Origin of the sequence: Burkholderia contaminans, from assembly GCF_029633825.1 — a bacterium.
GTDB lineage: Bacteria > Pseudomonadota > Gammaproteobacteria > Burkholderiales > Burkholderiaceae > Burkholderia > Burkholderia contaminans.
This window is the reverse complement of record NZ_CP090641.1, coordinates 306,798-323,696: the sequence shown is the minus strand read 5'-3', so window position 1 is coordinate 323,696 and position 16,899 is coordinate 306,798. Positions and strand designations below refer to the sequence as shown.

Below are 16,899 nucleotides of genomic sequence, written 5' to 3'. Positions count from 1 at the left end.
AACCTGTTCGATGGATGGATTGAAGACCCTGGCCGTCACTGTCGATGCGCGCGGCATGGCAACGGTCGCGCTGCAGCGCGGCGACGTGCTCAACGCATTCGACGAGACGATGATTGCCGAACTGACCGACGCGTTCACCACGCTCGGCCGTCGTGACGACGTGCGCGCGATCGTGCTGCGTTCGGATGGCCGCGCATTCTGCGCGGGCGCCGACCTGCAGTGGATGCAGCGCGCGAGCGCGAACGATGCGGCCGCGAACCTGCGCGATGCGGAGCGGTTCGCCGCGATGATGCGCGCGATCCGGCAATGCCCGAAACCGACGGTGGCGCGCGTGCAGGGCCATGCGTTCGGCGGCGGCGTCGGCCTGTGCGCGGCGTGCGACATCGTGATCGCGAGCGATCACGCGCGCTTCTCGGTCAGCGAGGCACGCTTCGGGATCCTGCCGGCCGTGATCGGCCCGTATCTGGTCGAGGCGGTCGGCCAGCGCCAGGCGCGCCGCCTCGCGCTGACGGCGACCCAGATCGCCGCGGGCGAAGCGGTCGCGATCGGCCTGATCCACCAGGCCGTGCCGCTCGATGCGCTCGACGAAGCACTCGACAAGACGCTCGCCGAACTCGGCCGCAACGGCCCGAGCGCGCTGATGGAGATCAAGCGCTTCTTCGATGCGATCGGCGAGTATCCGCCGTCGGACGAGCGTGCGGCCTTCACCGCACAGACGATCTCCCGTGTGCGGGCGACGCCGGAAGCGAAGGAAGGCTTCGCCGCGTTCTTCGCGAAGCGGCCACCGGCGTGGGAGGCGGGCGCCGAGTAACGGGAAACTGCGGGGAAACCGCGGGGAAACCGACGGGAAACCGACGGGAAACGCCGACGATCGTCGGCACGGCGGGCCCGGCCGAATTTTGCGGTTCGGGCGCGGGCGCTTGCTCTACAATGCGTGACCCCCGGCGCGCTGCCGGCCCAGCCCCGACCGATTCTTCATCCGATGATCGTCAACCGCCTTATCTCCGAGATCCTGTTCGGCTTCACCGGCCTGATCGGCATCATCAACCCGATCGGCATCGCGTTCCTGTTTCTCGAACGGACCGAGGCGCTCACCGAGCATGAACGCGATCTGCTCGCGAGGAAGGTCGCGTTCAACGCATTCGTCGTGCTGATGGTCGCGTTCTTCGCCGGCACGCCGGTGCTGCATTTCTTCGGCATCTCGATGGAAGCGCTGCGGATCGGCGGCGGCTTCGCGGTTGCGGTGGCCGGCTGGCAGATGCTGAACGAGCCCGACGGGCCCGGCGGCGGCGACACGCCGGTCAAGCCGATCGACGCGAACGCGATCATGACGCGCGCATTCTTCCCGCTGACCATGCCGCTGACGGTCGGCCCCGGCTCGATCGCGACCGCGATCGCGCTGAACGCGAACCGCACGCACAAGCTGTCGGAGTTCGCGCTGTCGAGCATCGTGTCGATTGCCGTCTCGGTGCTGGTTGCGATCGTGATCTGGCAGGTCTACAGCCGCTCCGCGCTGCTGTCGCGCTACCTCGGCAGCGAAGGCACCAAGGTCGCGAAACGCGTGTCGGCGTTCCTGCTGCTGTGCATCGGCGTGCAGATCATGCTGACCGGCTTTTCCGCGTTCCTGCAGCCGATCGCCGACCAGGCCAAGTAAGCAGGCGCCTCGCGCCGCTGCGCACGTGCCGCGCGGCCGGCGCCCCGCACGACCTCGCGCTCGCGGGCACCTCCTTCGCACCTTGCGGCGACGCCGCACGCATTTCTGCCGCCCGGGATACCATGCGACGGTTCGGCGGATGCGCGGCGCGCATCCGGCCGTCAGCTCAACTTCAATGGCGAGGCGCGCAATGGAATACGTGAAATTCGGATCGACAGGGCTGGAAGTGTCGAAGCTGGTGCTGGGTTGCATGACGTTCGGCGAACCGTTACGCGGCACGCACCCGTGGACGCTGCCGGAAGCGGAGAGCCGTCCGATCATCCAGCGGGCGGTCGAAGCCGGCATCAACTTCTTCGACACCGCGAACATGTATTCCGACGGCACGTCGGAGGAGATCGTCGGCCGCGCGCTGCGCGATTTCGCAAAACGCGACGACATCGTGATCGCGACCAAGGTGTTCTACCGGATGCGGCCCGGGCCGAACGGCGCCGGGCTGTCGCGCAAGGCGATCATGACCGACATCGACCAGAGCCTGAAGCGGCTCGGCACCGACTATGTCGATCTCTACCAGATTCACCGCTGGGACGACGGCACGCCGCTCGAGGAGACGCTCGAGGCGCTGCACGACGTCGTGAAGGCCGGCAAGGCGCGCTACATCGGCGCGTCGTCGATGTTCGCGTGGCAGTTCGCGAAGGCGCTGCACACGTCGAAGCTGCACGGCTGGACCCGCTTCGTCAGCATGCAGAACCACCTGAACCTGCTGTATCGGGAAGAAGAGCGGGAAATGCTGCCGCTGTGCGAAGACGAAGGGATCGCGGTGATTCCGTGGAGCCCGCTCGCGCGCGGCCGCCTCACGCGCAGCTGGGACGAATCGACCGAGCGGCAGCAGAGCGACGCGGTCGGCCAGCGGCTTTACGACGCGACGGCGGAGTCGGACAAGGCGGTCGTCGATGCCGTAGCGACGATCGCGGCCGCGCGCAACGTGCCGCGTGCGCAGGTCGCACTCGCCTGGGTCGCGCAGAAGCGCGGGGTCACCGCGCCGATCGTCGGCATTTCGAAGCCGCGGCAGCTGGACGACGCACTGGCCGCGCTCGAACTGAAACTGACCGACGACGAGATCGCCACGCTCGAACGCCCGTACGTGCCGCACGCGGTCGTCGGGATCAACTGAGCGGCGGCGCCGCGCGGCCGTCAGCGCGCGGCGTCGAGCATCGGGTAGGTGAACAGGCCGAAGTGGATGACGTTCAGCCCCGCATGCGCGAGCGCGGACGCGAGCAGCCCGCCGCGCCGCCAGGCGAGGCCGTAGCCCACGCCGGCCACCGTGCCGAGCACGATCCATTGCCAGCCGCCGGCCGCATGCGCGGCGCCGAACAGCACCGCGCCGATCGCAAGCGCGGCCCACGGCCCCCATGCGAACGCGTGCAGCGCGCGCGTCAGCCCACCCTGTACGTAGCCGCGGAACAGCGCTTCCTCGGCGAGCGTCACGAGCAGCACGTTGTTCACGAGCCACAGCCAGCCCGACGGCGGCCACTTGGGCGCCCACCCGACCATCCCGAACGCGAGCGCGCCGGCGGGCACGCGGCCGCCGTTGCGACGGCCGCCACCGCGCCGGTGCGCAGCGCGCGCGACAGCGGGATGTCGGGGCGACCCACGGCAGCACCCACACCAGCCACAGGCCGACGAGCGGCTTGTCGAGATTCAGGTACATCGTGAACGGCGCGGCATCCGGCGTGAAGCGCGTCGGGCCGATCACGCGCGGATTGTGGAAGCCGGGAATCAGGTGCAGGCTGAGCGCGATCGCGATGGCGGCAAAGACGACGTGCGCAGCGATGCGCACCGCGCGCGGGCGCTCGGGCATCACGCCCCGGGCGGCCGCGGCCAGCAACGCGAGCGGGGCCAGCGCGAGCGGCCCGAGCATGCCGAACGCCAGCGCGCACGCATAGCCGAGCGCGGCGAGGCCGACGCTCAGGCCGTGCTGCGGGCGATGCCACGCGAACGCGGCGGCCGCGAACAGGGCGAGCCAGGTCGTGGCGGACGGAAGGAGCGAAAGGGACATGACAGGAGCGGCATTCGTCGGACGAGACGCCGCGCATCATACAGCAGCCGTCTTGCGACGACGGTGGGGAGCGATCAGCGGCCGGCGGTTTCGGTGGCGCCGTCGCGGCCCGGGACGTGGACGCTGTTGCGCTCGCGCATCCGCCGCCGGTACCAGAAGGTCCACAGCAGCAGACAGCCGAACACCGTGTAGCCCATGACCGGCGACACGACCAGCACGCGTTCGACTGGCCAGGTCATGACCATCCAGAGGCGCAGCAGCATTTCCAGCGTCATGAACGCGCCCCACACGAAGGTCATCCGCCGGAGCATCTGCCGCAGCCCCGGCTGTGCGTTCCAGACGGCTTCGAAATGCGCGGCGCCGCCATCCATCTCGCGGGCCACCGTGGCGCGGGCGAGGTAGAAGATCAGCGGGCGTTCGCGGAACAGCGACAGCAGGAACACGACGCCGATCGTGCCCGACGCGAGCGATTCGCGCATCAGCAGCGTGCGCGGGCTGCCGCCGAGCGCCATCCCGAGGATCGACAGCGCGATGCCCAGCAGCACGATGGCCGCCACCGCATCGACGCGGCGCGAGCGGATGAATTCGACGATCGACCAGATGATCGGCGGGACTGCCGACGCATACAGCGCGCCGGTTTCGCCGAAATACGGCTGCGCGGCCCGGTAGGCGACCCAAGGCAGCACCAGGTTGACGAAGAGTTCGAGGATCAGTCCGGCTCGCGGTTTCACGGTGGGCAATTCCACGCAGGTTGGGGCGAACCTGCAAAGGGCGTGGTGGCCCGCGGTTGCCCCGAAAAGGGTTCGGTCCAGTATATCGAAGAATCGGGCGCGGCTGCGGCATCACCTCGCGGCTTGCGGCTTGTGCCGCTAGCGCCACCAGCCCCGTCGTCAAGGCGTTGCCGCGGCCGGCAGCGTGATCGTGACCGTGGTGCCCTGCAGCACGGCGCTGTCGACGTGGATGCTGCCTTCATGCCGTTCCACGACGGCCTTGACGAACGCCATGCCGAGCCCGACGCCGCTGGTTTCCGGCTGGCCGGCGGTGCGAAAGCGCCGGTAGCGCTCGAACAGCCGCATCTGGTCCGCGCTGCTGATCCCGCACCCGTTGTCGCGGATCGTGCAGCGCACGGTCTTGCCGTCGGCGCCCGGCTCGACCCTGCATTCGACGCTCGTCAGCGACGCGCTGTACTTGATGGCGTTGTCCAGCAGGTTGATCAGCGCGCGCGACAGCAGCGCCGGGTCGCCCAGCACGATCGTGTCGTCGCGCCGCGGCACGTCGTCGATCGACATGGATTTCCGGTGCGCGAGCGGCCACACCGCGTCGCGGGCCTCGTTCATCAGGTCGGCGAGGTTGACCGGCACGCGTTCGTAGTCGCTGGCCTCCGCCCGCGAGAGCTGCGCGAAGCCGTCGGCCATCGCCAGCGTGTGCCGCGCGAGCTTGCCGATTCTCGCGAACTGCTGCTTCGTCTGCGCATCGCCCGCCTGTCGCGCCTGCGTGTCGATCAGGATGATCAGCGAGGTCAGCGGGGCGCGCATGTCGTGCGAGAACAGCGTCAGCATGTCGTTGCGCTGGCGCTCGAGCATGTCGCGGCGGACGGTCGCGTGGCGCAACGTTTCGAGCGCGTCATGGATCCGCGTGATCTCCGGCCCGATGCCGCGCGGCATCGCGACGTGCGACGTATCGCCAACGCTGAGTGCGACGATCCGGCGGCCGAGCGCATCGAGCGGCTTCGACAGCAGCCGCTGCACGCCGCGCGCGAGCGAGGCGAGGATCGCGATGCACAGTGTCGTGGCGAACGCCGACACCGCGACCTTGATCCGGGCGGTGTTCCGGTCGCCGATCGCGCGACGCCGGGCAAGGTCGATCACGTGGTCGCGCAACAGCTCGCTCGGCCGGAAATGCGGCACGATCGCGCGGGAAAAGGCGGCCGCACTCATCGCATAGGCGCCGTTCTTGCCGCCGGCGACGGCCGCGTCGACGAGCGGCAGGATGTGCGCGTCGAAGGCCCCGTTGAGCTGCGCGTATTCGCGTGCCACGTCGGGGTCGTCGAGCTGCGCGCCGATCGAGCCGTCGATCAGCGCGCGCAATTGCTCGATGCGGCCGCGCATCCGCATGATGTCCGCGAACTGCGTGCGGTCGAGCGCCTGTCGCGCGAACATCGGCGCGATGAGCAGCGAGCCCGTGCGGCCCGCGTATTCGCGGAGTTCGCCGAGAAGCCGCGCGAGCAGGATCGCACCCGACGTGCGCGGGTCGCGCATCGCGGTATCGGTCATTGCGCCGTCGATCAGCAGCGACAGCGTGTCGACGATCCGGAACAGGCGCGCCTGCGCGTGCTGGATGTCGTGAACGCTGCGTGTCGCGAGCGGCCGCATGCCGAGTGCATCGACTTCCGAACGCGCATCGGCGAGCGTGATCCGGACCGAGTCGAGTGCATGCAGCAGGTTGCTGCGTTCGCGATCGTCGAGCACGCTCGCCTGCGCGATGCCGGCACGAAAGCGTTCGAGCGCCTGGTCGGAACGCACGCGCGCGGCGAGCAGGTTGCGGGCCTCGGCGGCGCCGTCGTCCTTCAGGCGCACCAGCAGGTCGTTCGTCGGGCCGCGTTCGGCCGAGATGACGTTGGCGGCGCTCATCGCGCCACGGACGAATTCGAAGCTCTGCAGGTCGGCGTTCTCCTGCCGGTATTGCCGGAAGCTCCCCCAGATGATCGTGCCGCACAGCAAGGCCAGCAGCGTGGTGACGAGTGCGAAGCCGATATGGGTCTTCTGCTGGATCGTCAGCGATCGATTGTTATATGCGCGTTCCCGGCTAAACGAGAATGAACGATTCATGACACACCATGTTTGCAAGCTATCCCGGGTGGGCCCGTATTCTCGGCCTGTCGGCGCCGTGACACCGTAAGGTTTTGTGGGGGGCGGGGCCACCTTCGAGGGGGCGGCCACGATCGCGGCAGGGAGGCCGGGTCGCGCCTTGCACAGGATCACCTTGCGTCAGTGTCCTGTCGACACCGGACGAATTTCGCTTGATCCGGAGAAACCCTGATCGCGTATCGGGCCGGTGGCTCACTACGACGGATAGTTTGGATTGCGAATGTTTCAGATCGTCGTGTTCGATCGGCGCGCGGCACGACGTTCGCGACGGACGCCGGCGGCAGGGAAGGGGGAAGGGAACGGCAGGCAGGTGCGCCGCCCGTGCACGGACGACGCTTCAGGGTGACACTCGCAGCACGCGTGCCGCGGCGCGAATCGCTGCCGCGGCCGCGTGTGCGGTCAGGCGACGGCGGGCTGCACGATGATCTTCACGTTGCGGTCCTTGTGGTTGACCAGCTCCTCGAAGCCGTGCGAGACGATGTCGCCGAGCGCGATGCGCCCGGTGATGAGCGGCTGCACGTCGATGCGGCCGTCCGCGATGAAGCGGATCACGTCCGCGAATTCGCCGTTGTACGCGAGCGAGCCGATCACTTCCTTCTCGGTCGACACGATGTCGAAGAAGTTGAACGGCGCCGGCTCCTCGAAGATCCCGACCATCACCGACTTGCCGGCCTTGCGGATCACGTCGATCGCAAGCTTCGCGGTGGTGGTGTGCCCGATGCACTCGAACGACACGTCGGCGCCGTAGCCGCCGGTCAGCGCCTTGACTTCCGCGATCGCGTCGGACGTCTTCGGATCGATGACCACGCTCGCGCCGACTTCCAGCGCCTTCTGCTTGCGCGCGGCCGACATCTCCAGCGCGATCACGCGCCCGGCGCCCGCGGCCTTCGCGCACATGATCGTGGACAGGCCGATCGTGCCAGCGCCGACCACGACGACGGTCTGCCCGACGATGTTGCCGGCCTTCTTCACCGCATGCAGCCCGACCGCGAGCGGTTCGATCAGCGCGCCGGCCTCGGTCGGGAAGTCGTCGGGCAGCTTGTACAGCAACTCGGCCGGCACGTTTACGTATTCGGCGAATGCGCCGTTGTTCATCAGCCCGGTGAACGCGAGGTTCTCGCAAATGTTGTACAGCCCGTGCTTGCAATACCAGCAGGTGCCGCAATGCTGGCAGGCGTCGGCCGTCACGCGATCGCCGACCGCGTAGCCCGTCACGCCCGCGCCGAGTGCGGCGATCTCGCCGCTGAACTCGTGGCCGAGGATGCACTGGCCCTTCAGGCCCGTCAGCGGATGCGGCGCATCGACCGGGATGAAGACGGGGCCCGCGACGTATTCGTGCAGGTCGGAGCCGCAGATTCCGCACCAGTGCACGCGAATCGTCACCCAGCCTGCCGGCGGGCGCTCGGGAACGGGAACCTGTTCGACGCGGATGTCGTGGCGGCCGTGCCAGACGGCGGCTTTCATGCTGGGGGCGGTGGTCGATGCCGGTGTACTCACGTTGCTGTCTCCATCAGGTTGTCGTCGGGCGCGAGGCGTGGCTGCCGGTGCGCCCGTCGCGCGATTGCGCGATCGACCGGTATGCAGGAACGGGGCCAGCGTGAATCGGGGCGGTGCGTGGCGATCGGACGTGTGCGGAGAGTGCGGTGCACCATTTCGCTTTCTCCCGACCGGTAAGGGTCGGGTGGAAATAGAGTGTTGAATTTGCTGCGGCAGCGAAACGGTGGGTGGCGTGAGACGCCGGGACGTTCGTCTCAGCGCAATGAGACGAATCTCGAGACGAACGGTGACGCGCGACGCGGCTCGCTTAGCGTTCAGGCGACGACTGCGTCCACGGCGACCGCGGCGAGCGGCGTGAATCCGGCGGCGCGGTACAGCGGCTGGCCGGCTTCGGTCGAGATGAGCCACACGCGGCGCGCACCGCGGTGCCGCGCGTGCGCGACGATCGCGGCGAGCAGTTGCGTCGCGAGGCCGCGGCGCCGGTAGGCGTCGGCCGTTCCGACGCGGTCGACCACGATATCGCGCGGCGACGCGAAGCCATAGCGCGCGGTGGCCGCGATCTGCCCGTCGAGCCGGTGAGCGAACAGGAACGCGGCCGGATTCGGCTGGAACGGCGGGAAGGCGCCACTGGCGTTGAACGCGTCGATCGCATCCGCGGTGTCGCAGGCGAGCGCTTGCGCGAGCGCGTCGTCGCCGGACAGCCCGTCGATATCGGCGGCCATGAAGTGCTCGTCGGTCAGCCGGCGCGTCCTGCCGTGCAGTGCCGGCGGCAGCGGCGCCGCACCGTAGCGCGTGATCCACGCGCCGACGGCAAACGAGCCGGTGCCGGCCAGCGGCGCACCCTCGATCATGAAATGCTCGAAAGGCCGGCCCATCGTGTCGTCGAACTGCACGACATGGCCGTCCGGGCCGTTGTGCAGCGGCGCATCGCGCCTGTCGCGCGCGGCACAGTACCCGGCGATGAAAGTGCGCACGGCCGCCTTGCGGCGCGAGAAGGTGGACCACGCTTCGTCGAGCGGGAACAGCGTGGCCGGTGCGGGGGAGGCGGTCGGCATGCGGGGCGGCGTTGTCGAGGCGAAGCCATCAGCTTAGACCAGGATGCCGTCGCGTGCCGTGCCGGCCATTGCCGCCGTCGCCGCCATCGCCGATACGGATCGTGGCACTCACCCCTTTACTTGAAGTTAACTTCAATTTGTATCATGTGCGCCAGTCCCGATTGCGCTCGCGTGAGACATCCCGTTGCACGCGGGCGCTTCAACGGAGGTGAAGATGACCGAAGCGCCTGTCGCGGCCGATGCCGTCGCGATGCCGTCGTGCGGCGGCGTGGTTGCGCATCCGCTCTTGACGATCGGCCGAGCGCCGATTCCGGAGCATGCGGCGGCCGCAGCGGCGCCGTTGCGCCCGCAATTGTTCGTCACGGTGCTGGAGGCCGACGAGCATGCGCTGCTGATCCGCTGGGTCGAGAGCGGCCGGTGCCATTACGGCGAGCAGCGCTGGCGCTTGCGCGTCGCGTTGCAGCCGGGCCACTGTGCGATCTCGGGGCAGCCGATCGAGGCGGGCGAGCCGGTGTTCCGGCCGGTGCGAAGGCCGGTGCCGGCGAATGGCGACGAGATGATCTGCCCGGCGTCGGTGCCGGGAGCGGCCGGACTGGCACGTGACGCCGCCGCGGAGGGCGACGACGCGCGCGAGCCGGCCGACGTTTGCGGTTGAACGCCGGCCGGCTGCGCCGCCGCGTTACTTCTTCACGTCGTGCCGGTACTGGATGAACCCGGCGTTGTTCGCGAGCTTGTCGTACAGCGCGCGTGCCGTCGTGTTGGTTTCGTGCGTGAGCCAGTACACACGGCTCGCCCCGGCTTCGCGGGCATGTTCGTACACGGCCTCGATCAGCGCGCCGCCGGCGCCTTGCCCGCGTGCGTCGGGTGCGGTGTACAGGTCCTGCAGGTAGCAGTACGGCCCTTCGGTCCAGCACGAGCGGTGGTAGATCGCGTGCACGATTCCGACCAGCGCACCCGATGCGTCGAATGCGCCGAGCACGAACATCGGCTCGGCGGGATCCATCAGGCGTGCCCACGTCGTGGCGAACACCGCCTCGCTCAGCGCGGTGTCGTAGAACTGTTGATAACCCTGCCACAGCGGGCGCCACGCGGCTTCGTCGGCGGCGACGAGCGGGCGCACCGTGACGCGTGTCGCGTCGTTCGCGCGGCTGGCCGCATCGCGCGCGCTTGCCTGCGCATGGCGGATCGCGGTGAGCGACTGGCGTTGCTTGCCGTGGGCGTCGAAGTTCTCCGGTGCGAGCCACGCTTCGAACGCGGCGCGCACATCCGGCCATTCGCCGTCGATGATCGAGAACCACGCGGTGTCGCGATTGCGGCCGCGGTAGATGATCGCCTGCCGGAACGTGCCTTCGTAGCGGAAGCCGAGGCGTGCGGCGGCCTTGCGCGACGGGAGGTTCAGGTCGTCGCACTTCCATTCGTAGCGCCGGTAGCCGAGCGTGTCGAACGCGTACTTCATCAGCAGGAACTGCGCTTCGGTCGAAATGGGCGTGCGCTTGAGCAGCGGGGAGAACGTGACGGAGCCGACTTCGATCACGCCGTTGGCCGGATCGATGCGCATCAGCGCGAGCGTGCCGACCGCGCGGCCGGTGGCGCGGTCGATCACCGTGTAGTGCAGCGGATCCGGGCTCGCCTGCGCGGTGCGCGCGTACTCGCGGTAGCTCGCTTCGTCGGCGTACGGGCCGTGTGCGAGATAGGTCCAGTCGCTGCCGTCCGGCGCCTGCGAGTAGGCGGCGTGCAGGTCGGCCGCGTGGCGCTCGGCGTCGAGCGGTTCGAGCCGGCAGTAGCGGCCTTCGAGCACGATGCGCTCCGGGCGCGGGCGCGTGGACCAGTCGGGAACGGGGTGGCCGATGGGTTGCTGGAAAGCATTGGTGAGCGTGGACAAGGTCGATCTCGCTTCGGTTGGCGGCCGGCGACATACCGGCATGCAGACGATCGTAGTATTGGCGAGGTACCATGAGAAGCGCCAGAGATCGGCAAATTTATGGTGCCACGATTGAAGGGGCGCGAATCGCGAGCCGTCTTTCACAGGCCGTGCGCACCTCGCCGTGCGCCACTAGCCGTGCGCCACGTTCCGACATTTTCACGCTGCGATGTTCCGATGACGACTGTTCTTCCTTCCGGCGACGCGCCGCTGCTGCCGCTCGACGCGCCGCTGGCGCGCACGCCGGGCGCGCCTTCGCTGCAGCGCCAGTTGCTGCGCCGCGTGCGCGACGCGATTCTCGGCGGCGCGATGCCGGCCGGCACGCGCTTGCCCGGCACGCGTGCGCTGGCCGAGACACTCGGCGTGTCGCGCAACACGACGGCCGCCGTCTACGAGCAGCTCGTCGCCGAAGGCTTCCTGCAGTCCGACCGCCGCGGTACGCGCGTGGTCGGGATGTCGCGGCCGGCGCCGCCGCGCCGGCGTGCCGCGCCGCCGGCCGTCGCGCAGCGGCTCGGCCGGATTCGCCCGAGCCGCATCGGTACCGGTGAATCGGAGGGCTTCCGTCCGGGCGTCCCGGCGCTGACGCATTTCCCCGCGGACGCATGGCGCCACGCGATCGACCGCGCGCTGCGCCGCGCGGGCCGCGACCTGCTCGGCTACGGCGACCCGCTCGGCGAGCCCGCGCTGCGCGAATCGATCGCGCGCCACCGGCCGTGACGCGCGGCGTGCGCTGCGATCCCGAGCAGATCGTGATCACGGAAGGCGCACAGGGTGCGATCGCGCTGTGTGCGCAGTTGCTGACGAACCCGGGCGATACGGTGTGGGTCGAGGAGCCCGGCTATCGCGGCGCGCGCACCGCGATGCAGGCGGCCGACCTCGACGTCGTGCCGATGCCGGTCGACGCGGAAGGGCTGCGCACGGAAGAGGATGACTGGCGCGCGCGGACGCCGCGCCTCGTCTACACGACGCCGTCGAACCAGTTCCCGACCGGCGCCGTGCTGTCGATCTCGCGCCGGCTCGCGCTGATCGATGCCGCACGCCGGCATCGCGCGTGGATCGTCGAGGACGACTACGACAGCGAATTCCGTCACACCGGCGAGCCGATCGGCGCAATGCACGGCCTTGCGCCCGATTCGCCCGTCGTCTATCTCGGCTCGTTCAGCAAGACGATGTTTCCGGCGCTGCGGATCGGTTTTCTCGTGCTGCCCGACGCGCTGCTGGCCGCGGTGCGGCCGGTGTTGCCCGAGATGCTGCGCGGCGGGACGCGCCACGTGCAGCTTGCGCTGGCCGATTTCATCGAGACGGGCGAGTACGGCCGTCATCTCGGCCGCATGCGCCGGCTGTATCGCGACCGGCGGCGCTTGCTGCTGGCTGCGCTCGACGGCAACCTCAGCGTGCCGCATCAGATCGAGGGCGGGCCGTGCGGGCTGCATCTCGCGCTGCGGCTGCCGGCGCGTTACCGCGATCGTGCGATCGTCGACGCCGCGCGTGCGCATGGCATCGGGCCGTTTCCGCTGTCGGGTTTTTCGATCGATGCGGGATCGGCGGGCAACGGGCTCGTGCTCGGTTTCGGCAATACGTCGGCCGACGCGTTCGAGCCGATGTTGCGAATGTTGTCGGCGATCGCGGAGCGGGTGGGTGGGGAGTGACGTGGGGGCGTCCGAGCGCGCGGGATACGTCACCCGTCGCCGGTGATTTCCGCGACCGTATCGCTTTCGCGTTCGATCTCGCTTTCGCCTCGGCATGCCGACAGGAGAATCGACTCATGAATATGCGAACTGGATCGGTGACGACCGTCATTGCTCCGGCTGCTTTCGCGACAGGAGCCGGGCGCTCTCGTGCGACCGATGACAATCGGACATGTGCGGATTGACGAACCGCGCACTTTGTTCGAAACGAACGCCGTCGCGGCTCCGCACTCGCCGCGCCGCCCGGCATTCGGGTTTCGATTCGTATGTTCGAACAGGCCGCGTGGACTATAAATGGATGGGTGTACCGGGCCTTGTCGAGCGCCTGCGCGTCTCGCGCATGTCGGCGCCGTGACTCCCCGGGGGAGGTGCACCGTGGTTCGCCAGACGCTTGCTCGCGCCGTGCTTCGCACCGCGTTGATCGGGGGCGTATTCGCCGGCTGTTTGCCGGCCCCGCCGGCCGCCCTTGCCGCAACCCTCTCGCCGCCCGTCACGCCGCACACCATGAAGCAACGGCCGGCTACCGCGCCTTACGCGATGCCGGTCGATTTTCCGGCGATCGTCGACCGCTACGGCCCGGCGGTCGTGACCATCATGACCGCCGCTCCCGACCAGCAGGCGAGCGGCCCGTCGTTCGCGATCCTCGATACCGACGATCCGCTCGCCGCGTTCTTCAGGCACGACGCACCGCCGTCGGCACAAGGCGCACCGGCACAGGTACAGGTACAGGCGCCCGAGATGTTGCCGCGCGCGGTATCGGGCAGCGGCTCGGGTTTCATCGTCAGCGCCGACGGCCTGATCCTCACGTCGGCGCATGTGGTCGACGAAGCGAGCGACGTGACGGTACGGCTCACCGACCGCCGCGAATTCAAGGCGACGGTGCTGGCCGTCGACCCGCAAAGCGACGTCGCGGTGCTGCGGATCGACGGCAAGAAGCTGCCGTTCGTGCGCATCGGCGATTCGTCGAAGGTGCGCGCGGGCGAGCCGGTGATGACGATCGGCGCGCCGGACGGATCGGGCAACACGGTCACGGCCGGCATCGTCAGCGCGACGTCGCACCGGTTGCCGGACGGCAGCGCGTTTCCGTTCTTCGAAACCGACATCGCGCCGAACCCCGACAACTCTGGCGGCCCCGTGTTCAATCGCGCGGGCGACGTGATCGGCATCGCGGTGCAGGTCTATACCGGCCCGGACCGCTACGCGAGCACGACGTTCGCGATCCCGATCGCGTTTGCCGCAAAGGTGCGGGCGCAACTGCAGAAGCAGATGCAGGCACAGGCACAGGCACAGCAGTCCCAGGCGCCGGATGCGTCGTCCGGCAACGCGCTCGGCGTCGACGTGCAGGATGTCGGCATCGGATTGGCCGCGGCTTTCGGGCTGCCGCGTCCGGCAGGCGCGCTCGTCAACGGCGTCGCGCCCGGCTCGCCGGCCGCGGCGGCCGGCGTGAGGCCCGGCGACGTGATCGTGAAGCTGGGCGACAAGACGATCGGCCGTTCGGCCGAGCTGAACGACTGGCCGCCGCGCTGCCGCCCGGCCAGAAAGCGCCGCTGCGGTTGATCCGCAACCGCGCGCCGGTGATGCTGACGATCACGGGCGCCCGCGAGGGCGCCGGCGAGGCCGCCGGCAACGCGGACGCGACCGTCGGCATGGCCGCGCCGAAGGCGGCTGCGCGGCCGGGGGCGGGCGCAGCGGCTGCCGACGGCGGCGATCGCCTCGGGCTGACGATGCATGCGCTCAGCGACGACGAGCGCCGCTCGACCGGCCTCGCGGTCGGGATGATGGTGGACGCGGTGCACGGCCCGGCAGCCAAGGCCGGCATCCAGCCGGGAGACGTCGTGCTGGAGCTCAACGACACGCTGCTCGAGACGCCCGATGACATACCGACGCTCGAAGCGAACGGCAGCGTGATCGCCGTGCTGATCCAGCGCAACAACGCCCGGAGGTTCGTGTCGGTGCATGCGCGGTAGGGCGTTGACGCGCCCGGCATCGTCCGCCTACCATCGTCCGATATCGCACGCAGTCAGCCAGGTCATCAGGAGCCATCCGGCATGAAAGCAGCAACCTTCTTCGTAGTAGTCCACAGGCGCAGGGTCCGGTAGCGGCACCGCGCCGGCACCCATGCGCCCCCGACTCGTTCGGGGGCTTTTTTTTGCATTGCGCACGGCCGTGTGCGGCACGTGCATGGAGGGCATCCGCTTGCAATCGAACCTGCCGGTCGCTTCCGAACGGGCGTCGCCGAGACTCGCGACGCTGATCCTGCTGTGCGCGTTCTCGGTGCTGCCGCTGAGCCTGTTCCTGCCGTCGCTGCCGGCCATCGCGCGCGACCTGCGCGCCGACTATGCCCTCGTCGCGTTGTCGCTCGGCGGCTACGCGGCGGTGGCCGCGTCGCTGGAGTTCGTGATGGGGCCGCTGTCGGACCGGTTCGGGAGGCGACCGGTCGTCATGGTGAGTGTCGGCGTGTTTGCGCTCGGCTCGCTCGGCTGCGCGATGGCGACCGACATTCGTGCGTTCCTGGCCTGCCGGCTGATGCAGGCGGCGATCACGTCCGTCTATCCGGTGTCGATGGCGACGATCCGCGACACCGGCGGCGGTACGTACGCGGCGAGCCGGATCGGCTATGCGGCGATGGCGGCCGCGTTCGCGCCGATGCTTGGCCCGACGCTCGGCGGCGCGCTCGACCAGACGTCGGGTTGGCGTGCGAGCTTCTGGCTGCTCGGCGCGGCGGGCATCGCGCTGTTCGTCTGGTGCGCGTTCGACCTTGTCGAAACCCATGCGAACCGGGCGTCTACCCTCGTGCAGCAGCTTCGCGCGTATCCGGCGCTGCTCCGTGCGCGCCGTTTCTGGGCCTATGCGCTCTGCATGGCGTTTTCGACCGGCGCGTTCTACGCGTTCCTGGCCGGCGCGCCGCTTGCCGCGCAAACGGTGTTCGGCATCGCGCCGGCGGCGATCGGCTTCTACATGGGGACCATCACGGCCGGCTTCGTGTGCGGCAGCTTCCTGGCCGCGCGTTACGCGCGCCGCTACGCGCTGGCCACGACGATCCTGTTCGGGCGCGTGGTCGCGTGCGCGGGGCCGTTGATCGGCCTCGCGCTGATGTTCGGTGGAGCGACGCAGGCGATCGCATGGTTCGGGCCGTGCGTGCTGGTCGGCATCGGCAACGGGCTGAGCAATCCCGGGGCGCATGCCGGCGCGGTGTCGGTGTGCCCGGAACTGGCGGGCAGTGCATCGGGGCTGGCCGGCGCGATGACGATCGCCGGGGGCGCCGCGTTTTCGTCGCTGACGGGGGCGGTGCTGACGGCCGGCAACGCGGGCTATGCGCCGCTCGTGATGATGCTGCTGTCGGCCGCGCTCGCGCTGGCGGCGGCCGCCTGCGTGCGGGTGTTCGATGCGCGCGACGCCGGGCGGTGAACGCAGACGCGCGGTATTGCCGTCCGGAGCAGGGCATGCGGGCGGGCACCGCTACCGTGCCGTGGGCGATTGGCGGACAATCGATCGATTATCGGGAGACGACGACCCCGCCGCGCGCCGAGCATGCTCCGACGCGAGAAGGGCGACTGGACGAGGATGCGATGAGCGACTTTTCTGATTTCCAGCGAGACATTGCCGACGCCGCGAGAGCGACATTCAGGGCGCTGCGGGCGCAACACCCGGACGAGCATTTCTATGCGTTCGCGCTGTATACCGACAGCGGCGCGATGACGGTGGTGCCGGCAGCCAATTCGGTCGAGGGGCTGCGCCGGATCCGCGAGCAGCACGCCGTCCCGGACGACGACCCGTGGTATGCGTGGGGCTTTTCCGAATGGGCGTACGCGGCGGCGGAAGCGTCGCCGTTCAATGCGATCTGCGGCAAGCTCGCTGACGACGTGCTCAGTCCGCAGTTCGTCCGGTCGAGATTCCCGGAATTTGCGCGGCAACTGCACGCGGACATGATCGCGGCGTTGCGCCTGCTCGACCGCGAAGGCTTGTTCGGCACGGGCGACGAAAGGGCGGCGATCACGCTGTTCGTGTCGATCAGCGACGACGATGCTGCCGAGGCGCTGGAAAACGAATCGGCGAAAGCACTGAATCCGCCGGCCGTCGCCGACGCATTCCTGCGCCGCTACGACTGACCGAAATCGGGATTGCGCACGGCGGCCCCGTGCAGGCGGCCGCCGTGTGTGC

General features: G+C 69.2%; 11 protein-coding genes and 3 pseudogenes. 8 read left to right on the top strand and 6 right to left on the bottom strand.

The window, feature by feature from the left end; translation table 11 throughout:
• Positions 1-10: 10 nt before the first annotated feature.
• From LXE91_RS19250 to LXE91_RS19240, 3 genes are all read left to right on the top strand, one after another.
• On the top strand, positions 11-811 hold the full coding sequence (locus LXE91_RS19250; protein WP_039351070.1) for an enoyl-CoA hydratase-related protein: 801 nt from the start codon (positions 11-13) through the stop codon (positions 809-811).
• 171 nt (positions 812-982) lie between these two features.
• A complete protein-coding gene (locus tag LXE91_RS19245; protein ID WP_039351062.1) occupies positions 983-1,654 on the top strand; it encodes a MarC family protein in 672 nt (223 codons plus the stop codon).
• Positions 1,655-1,844: 190 nt separating this feature from the next.
• A complete protein-coding gene (locus tag LXE91_RS19240) occupies positions 1,845-2,825 on the top strand; it encodes an aldo/keto reductase (RefSeq protein ID WP_039351059.1) in 981 nt (326 codons plus the stop codon).
• Positions 2,826-2,845: 20 nt separating this feature from the next.
• On the opposite strand, the pseudogene LXE91_RS19235 reads toward LXE91_RS19240, so the two are convergent.
• From LXE91_RS19235 to LXE91_RS19215, 5 genes and pseudogenes are all read right to left on the bottom strand, one after another.
• Positions 2,846-3,710: pseudogene (locus LXE91_RS19235) on the bottom strand (CPBP family intramembrane glutamic endopeptidase).
• A 74-nt stretch (positions 3,711-3,784) separates the two neighbouring features.
• On the bottom strand, positions 3,785-4,441 hold the full coding sequence (locus LXE91_RS19230; protein ID WP_039351053.1) for a VC0807 family protein: 657 nt from the start codon (positions 4,439-4,441) through the stop codon (positions 3,785-3,787).
• A 159-nt stretch (positions 4,442-4,600) separates the two neighbouring features.
• Positions 4,601-6,538 (bottom strand): sensor histidine kinase, encoded by a 1,938-nt coding sequence (locus LXE91_RS19225; RefSeq protein ID WP_039351051.1) that lies wholly within the window; start codon positions 6,536-6,538, stop codon positions 4,601-4,603.
• Between the two features lie 438 nt (positions 6,539-6,976).
• Complete coding sequence (locus tag LXE91_RS19220) at positions 6,977-8,041, bottom strand: 2,3-butanediol dehydrogenase (protein ID WP_039351048.1); 1,065 nt, start codon at positions 8,039-8,041, stop codon at positions 6,977-6,979.
• 347 nt (positions 8,042-8,388) lie between these two features.
• The gene (locus LXE91_RS19215) at positions 8,389-9,129 is read right to left on the bottom strand and encodes a GNAT family N-acetyltransferase (RefSeq protein WP_039351045.1); all 741 of its coding nucleotides are present in this window, start codon (positions 9,127-9,129) and stop codon (positions 8,389-8,391) included.
• 214 nt (positions 9,130-9,343) lie between these two features.
• On the opposite strand from LXE91_RS19215, the gene LXE91_RS19210 reads away from it, so the two are divergent.
• Positions 9,344-9,784, top strand: a complete 441-nt coding sequence (locus tag LXE91_RS19210; protein ID WP_039351043.1) for a DUF3331 domain-containing protein — start codon at positions 9,344-9,346, stop codon at positions 9,782-9,784.
• 24 nt (positions 9,785-9,808) lie between these two features.
• Here the strand turns inward: LXE91_RS19210 and LXE91_RS19205 are convergent, their stop codons facing one another.
• Positions 9,809-11,011, bottom strand: coding sequence for a GNAT family N-acetyltransferase (locus LXE91_RS19205; protein ID WP_039351040.1), 1,203 nt, complete (start codon positions 11,009-11,011; stop codon positions 9,809-9,811).
• Positions 11,012-11,227: 216 nt separating this feature from the next.
• Between LXE91_RS19205 and pdxR the strand changes: the two are divergent.
• The 4 genes and pseudogenes from pdxR to LXE91_RS19185 all read left to right on the top strand — a co-directional run bounded on the left by pdxR (position 11,228) and on the right by LXE91_RS19185 (position 16,847).
• Positions 11,228-12,699: pseudogene (pdxR, locus tag LXE91_RS19200) on the top strand (MocR-like pyridoxine biosynthesis transcription factor PdxR).
• A gap of 414 nt (positions 12,700-13,113) precedes the next feature.
• Positions 13,114-14,705: pseudogene (locus tag LXE91_RS19195) on the top strand (trypsin-like peptidase domain-containing protein).
• A 229-nt stretch (positions 14,706-14,934) separates the two neighbouring features.
• Positions 14,935-16,146 (top strand): MFS transporter, encoded by a 1,212-nt coding sequence (locus tag LXE91_RS19190; protein WP_039351266.1) that lies wholly within the window; start codon positions 14,935-14,937, stop codon positions 16,144-16,146.
• 161 nt (positions 16,147-16,307) lie between these two features.
• On the top strand, positions 16,308-16,847 hold the full coding sequence (locus LXE91_RS19185) for a DUF4303 domain-containing protein (protein ID WP_039351264.1): 540 nt from the start codon (positions 16,308-16,310) through the stop codon (positions 16,845-16,847).
• Positions 16,848-16,899 lie beyond the last annotated feature (52 nt).

Bases quoted from the DNA above. Each gene is read 5' to 3' on its own strand.
- LXE91_RS19250 (WP_039351070.1), top strand. From the start codon at position 11: ATGGATGGATTGAAGACCCTGGCCGTCACTGTCGATGCGCGCGGCATG.
- LXE91_RS19245 (WP_039351062.1), top strand. From the start codon at position 983: ATGATCGTCAACCGCCTTATCTCCGAGATCCTGTTCGGCTTCACCGGC.
- LXE91_RS19240 (WP_039351059.1), top strand. From the start codon at position 1,845: ATGGAATACGTGAAATTCGGATCGACAGGGCTGGAAGTGTCGAAGCTG.
- LXE91_RS19225 (WP_039351051.1), bottom strand. From the start codon at position 6,538: ATGAATCGTTCATTCTCGTTTAGCCGGGAACGCGCATATAACAATCGA.
- LXE91_RS19220 (WP_039351048.1), bottom strand. From the start codon at position 8,041: ATGAAAGCCGCCGTCTGGCACGGCCGCCACGACATCCGCGTCGAACAG.
- LXE91_RS19215 (WP_039351045.1), bottom strand. From the start codon at position 9,129: ATGCCGACCGCCTCCCCCGCACCGGCCACGCTGTTCCCGCTCGACGAA.
- LXE91_RS19210 (WP_039351043.1), top strand. From the start codon at position 9,344: ATGACCGAAGCGCCTGTCGCGGCCGATGCCGTCGCGATGCCGTCGTGC.
- LXE91_RS19185 (WP_039351264.1), top strand. From the start codon at position 16,308: ATGAGCGACTTTTCTGATTTCCAGCGAGACATTGCCGACGCCGCGAGA.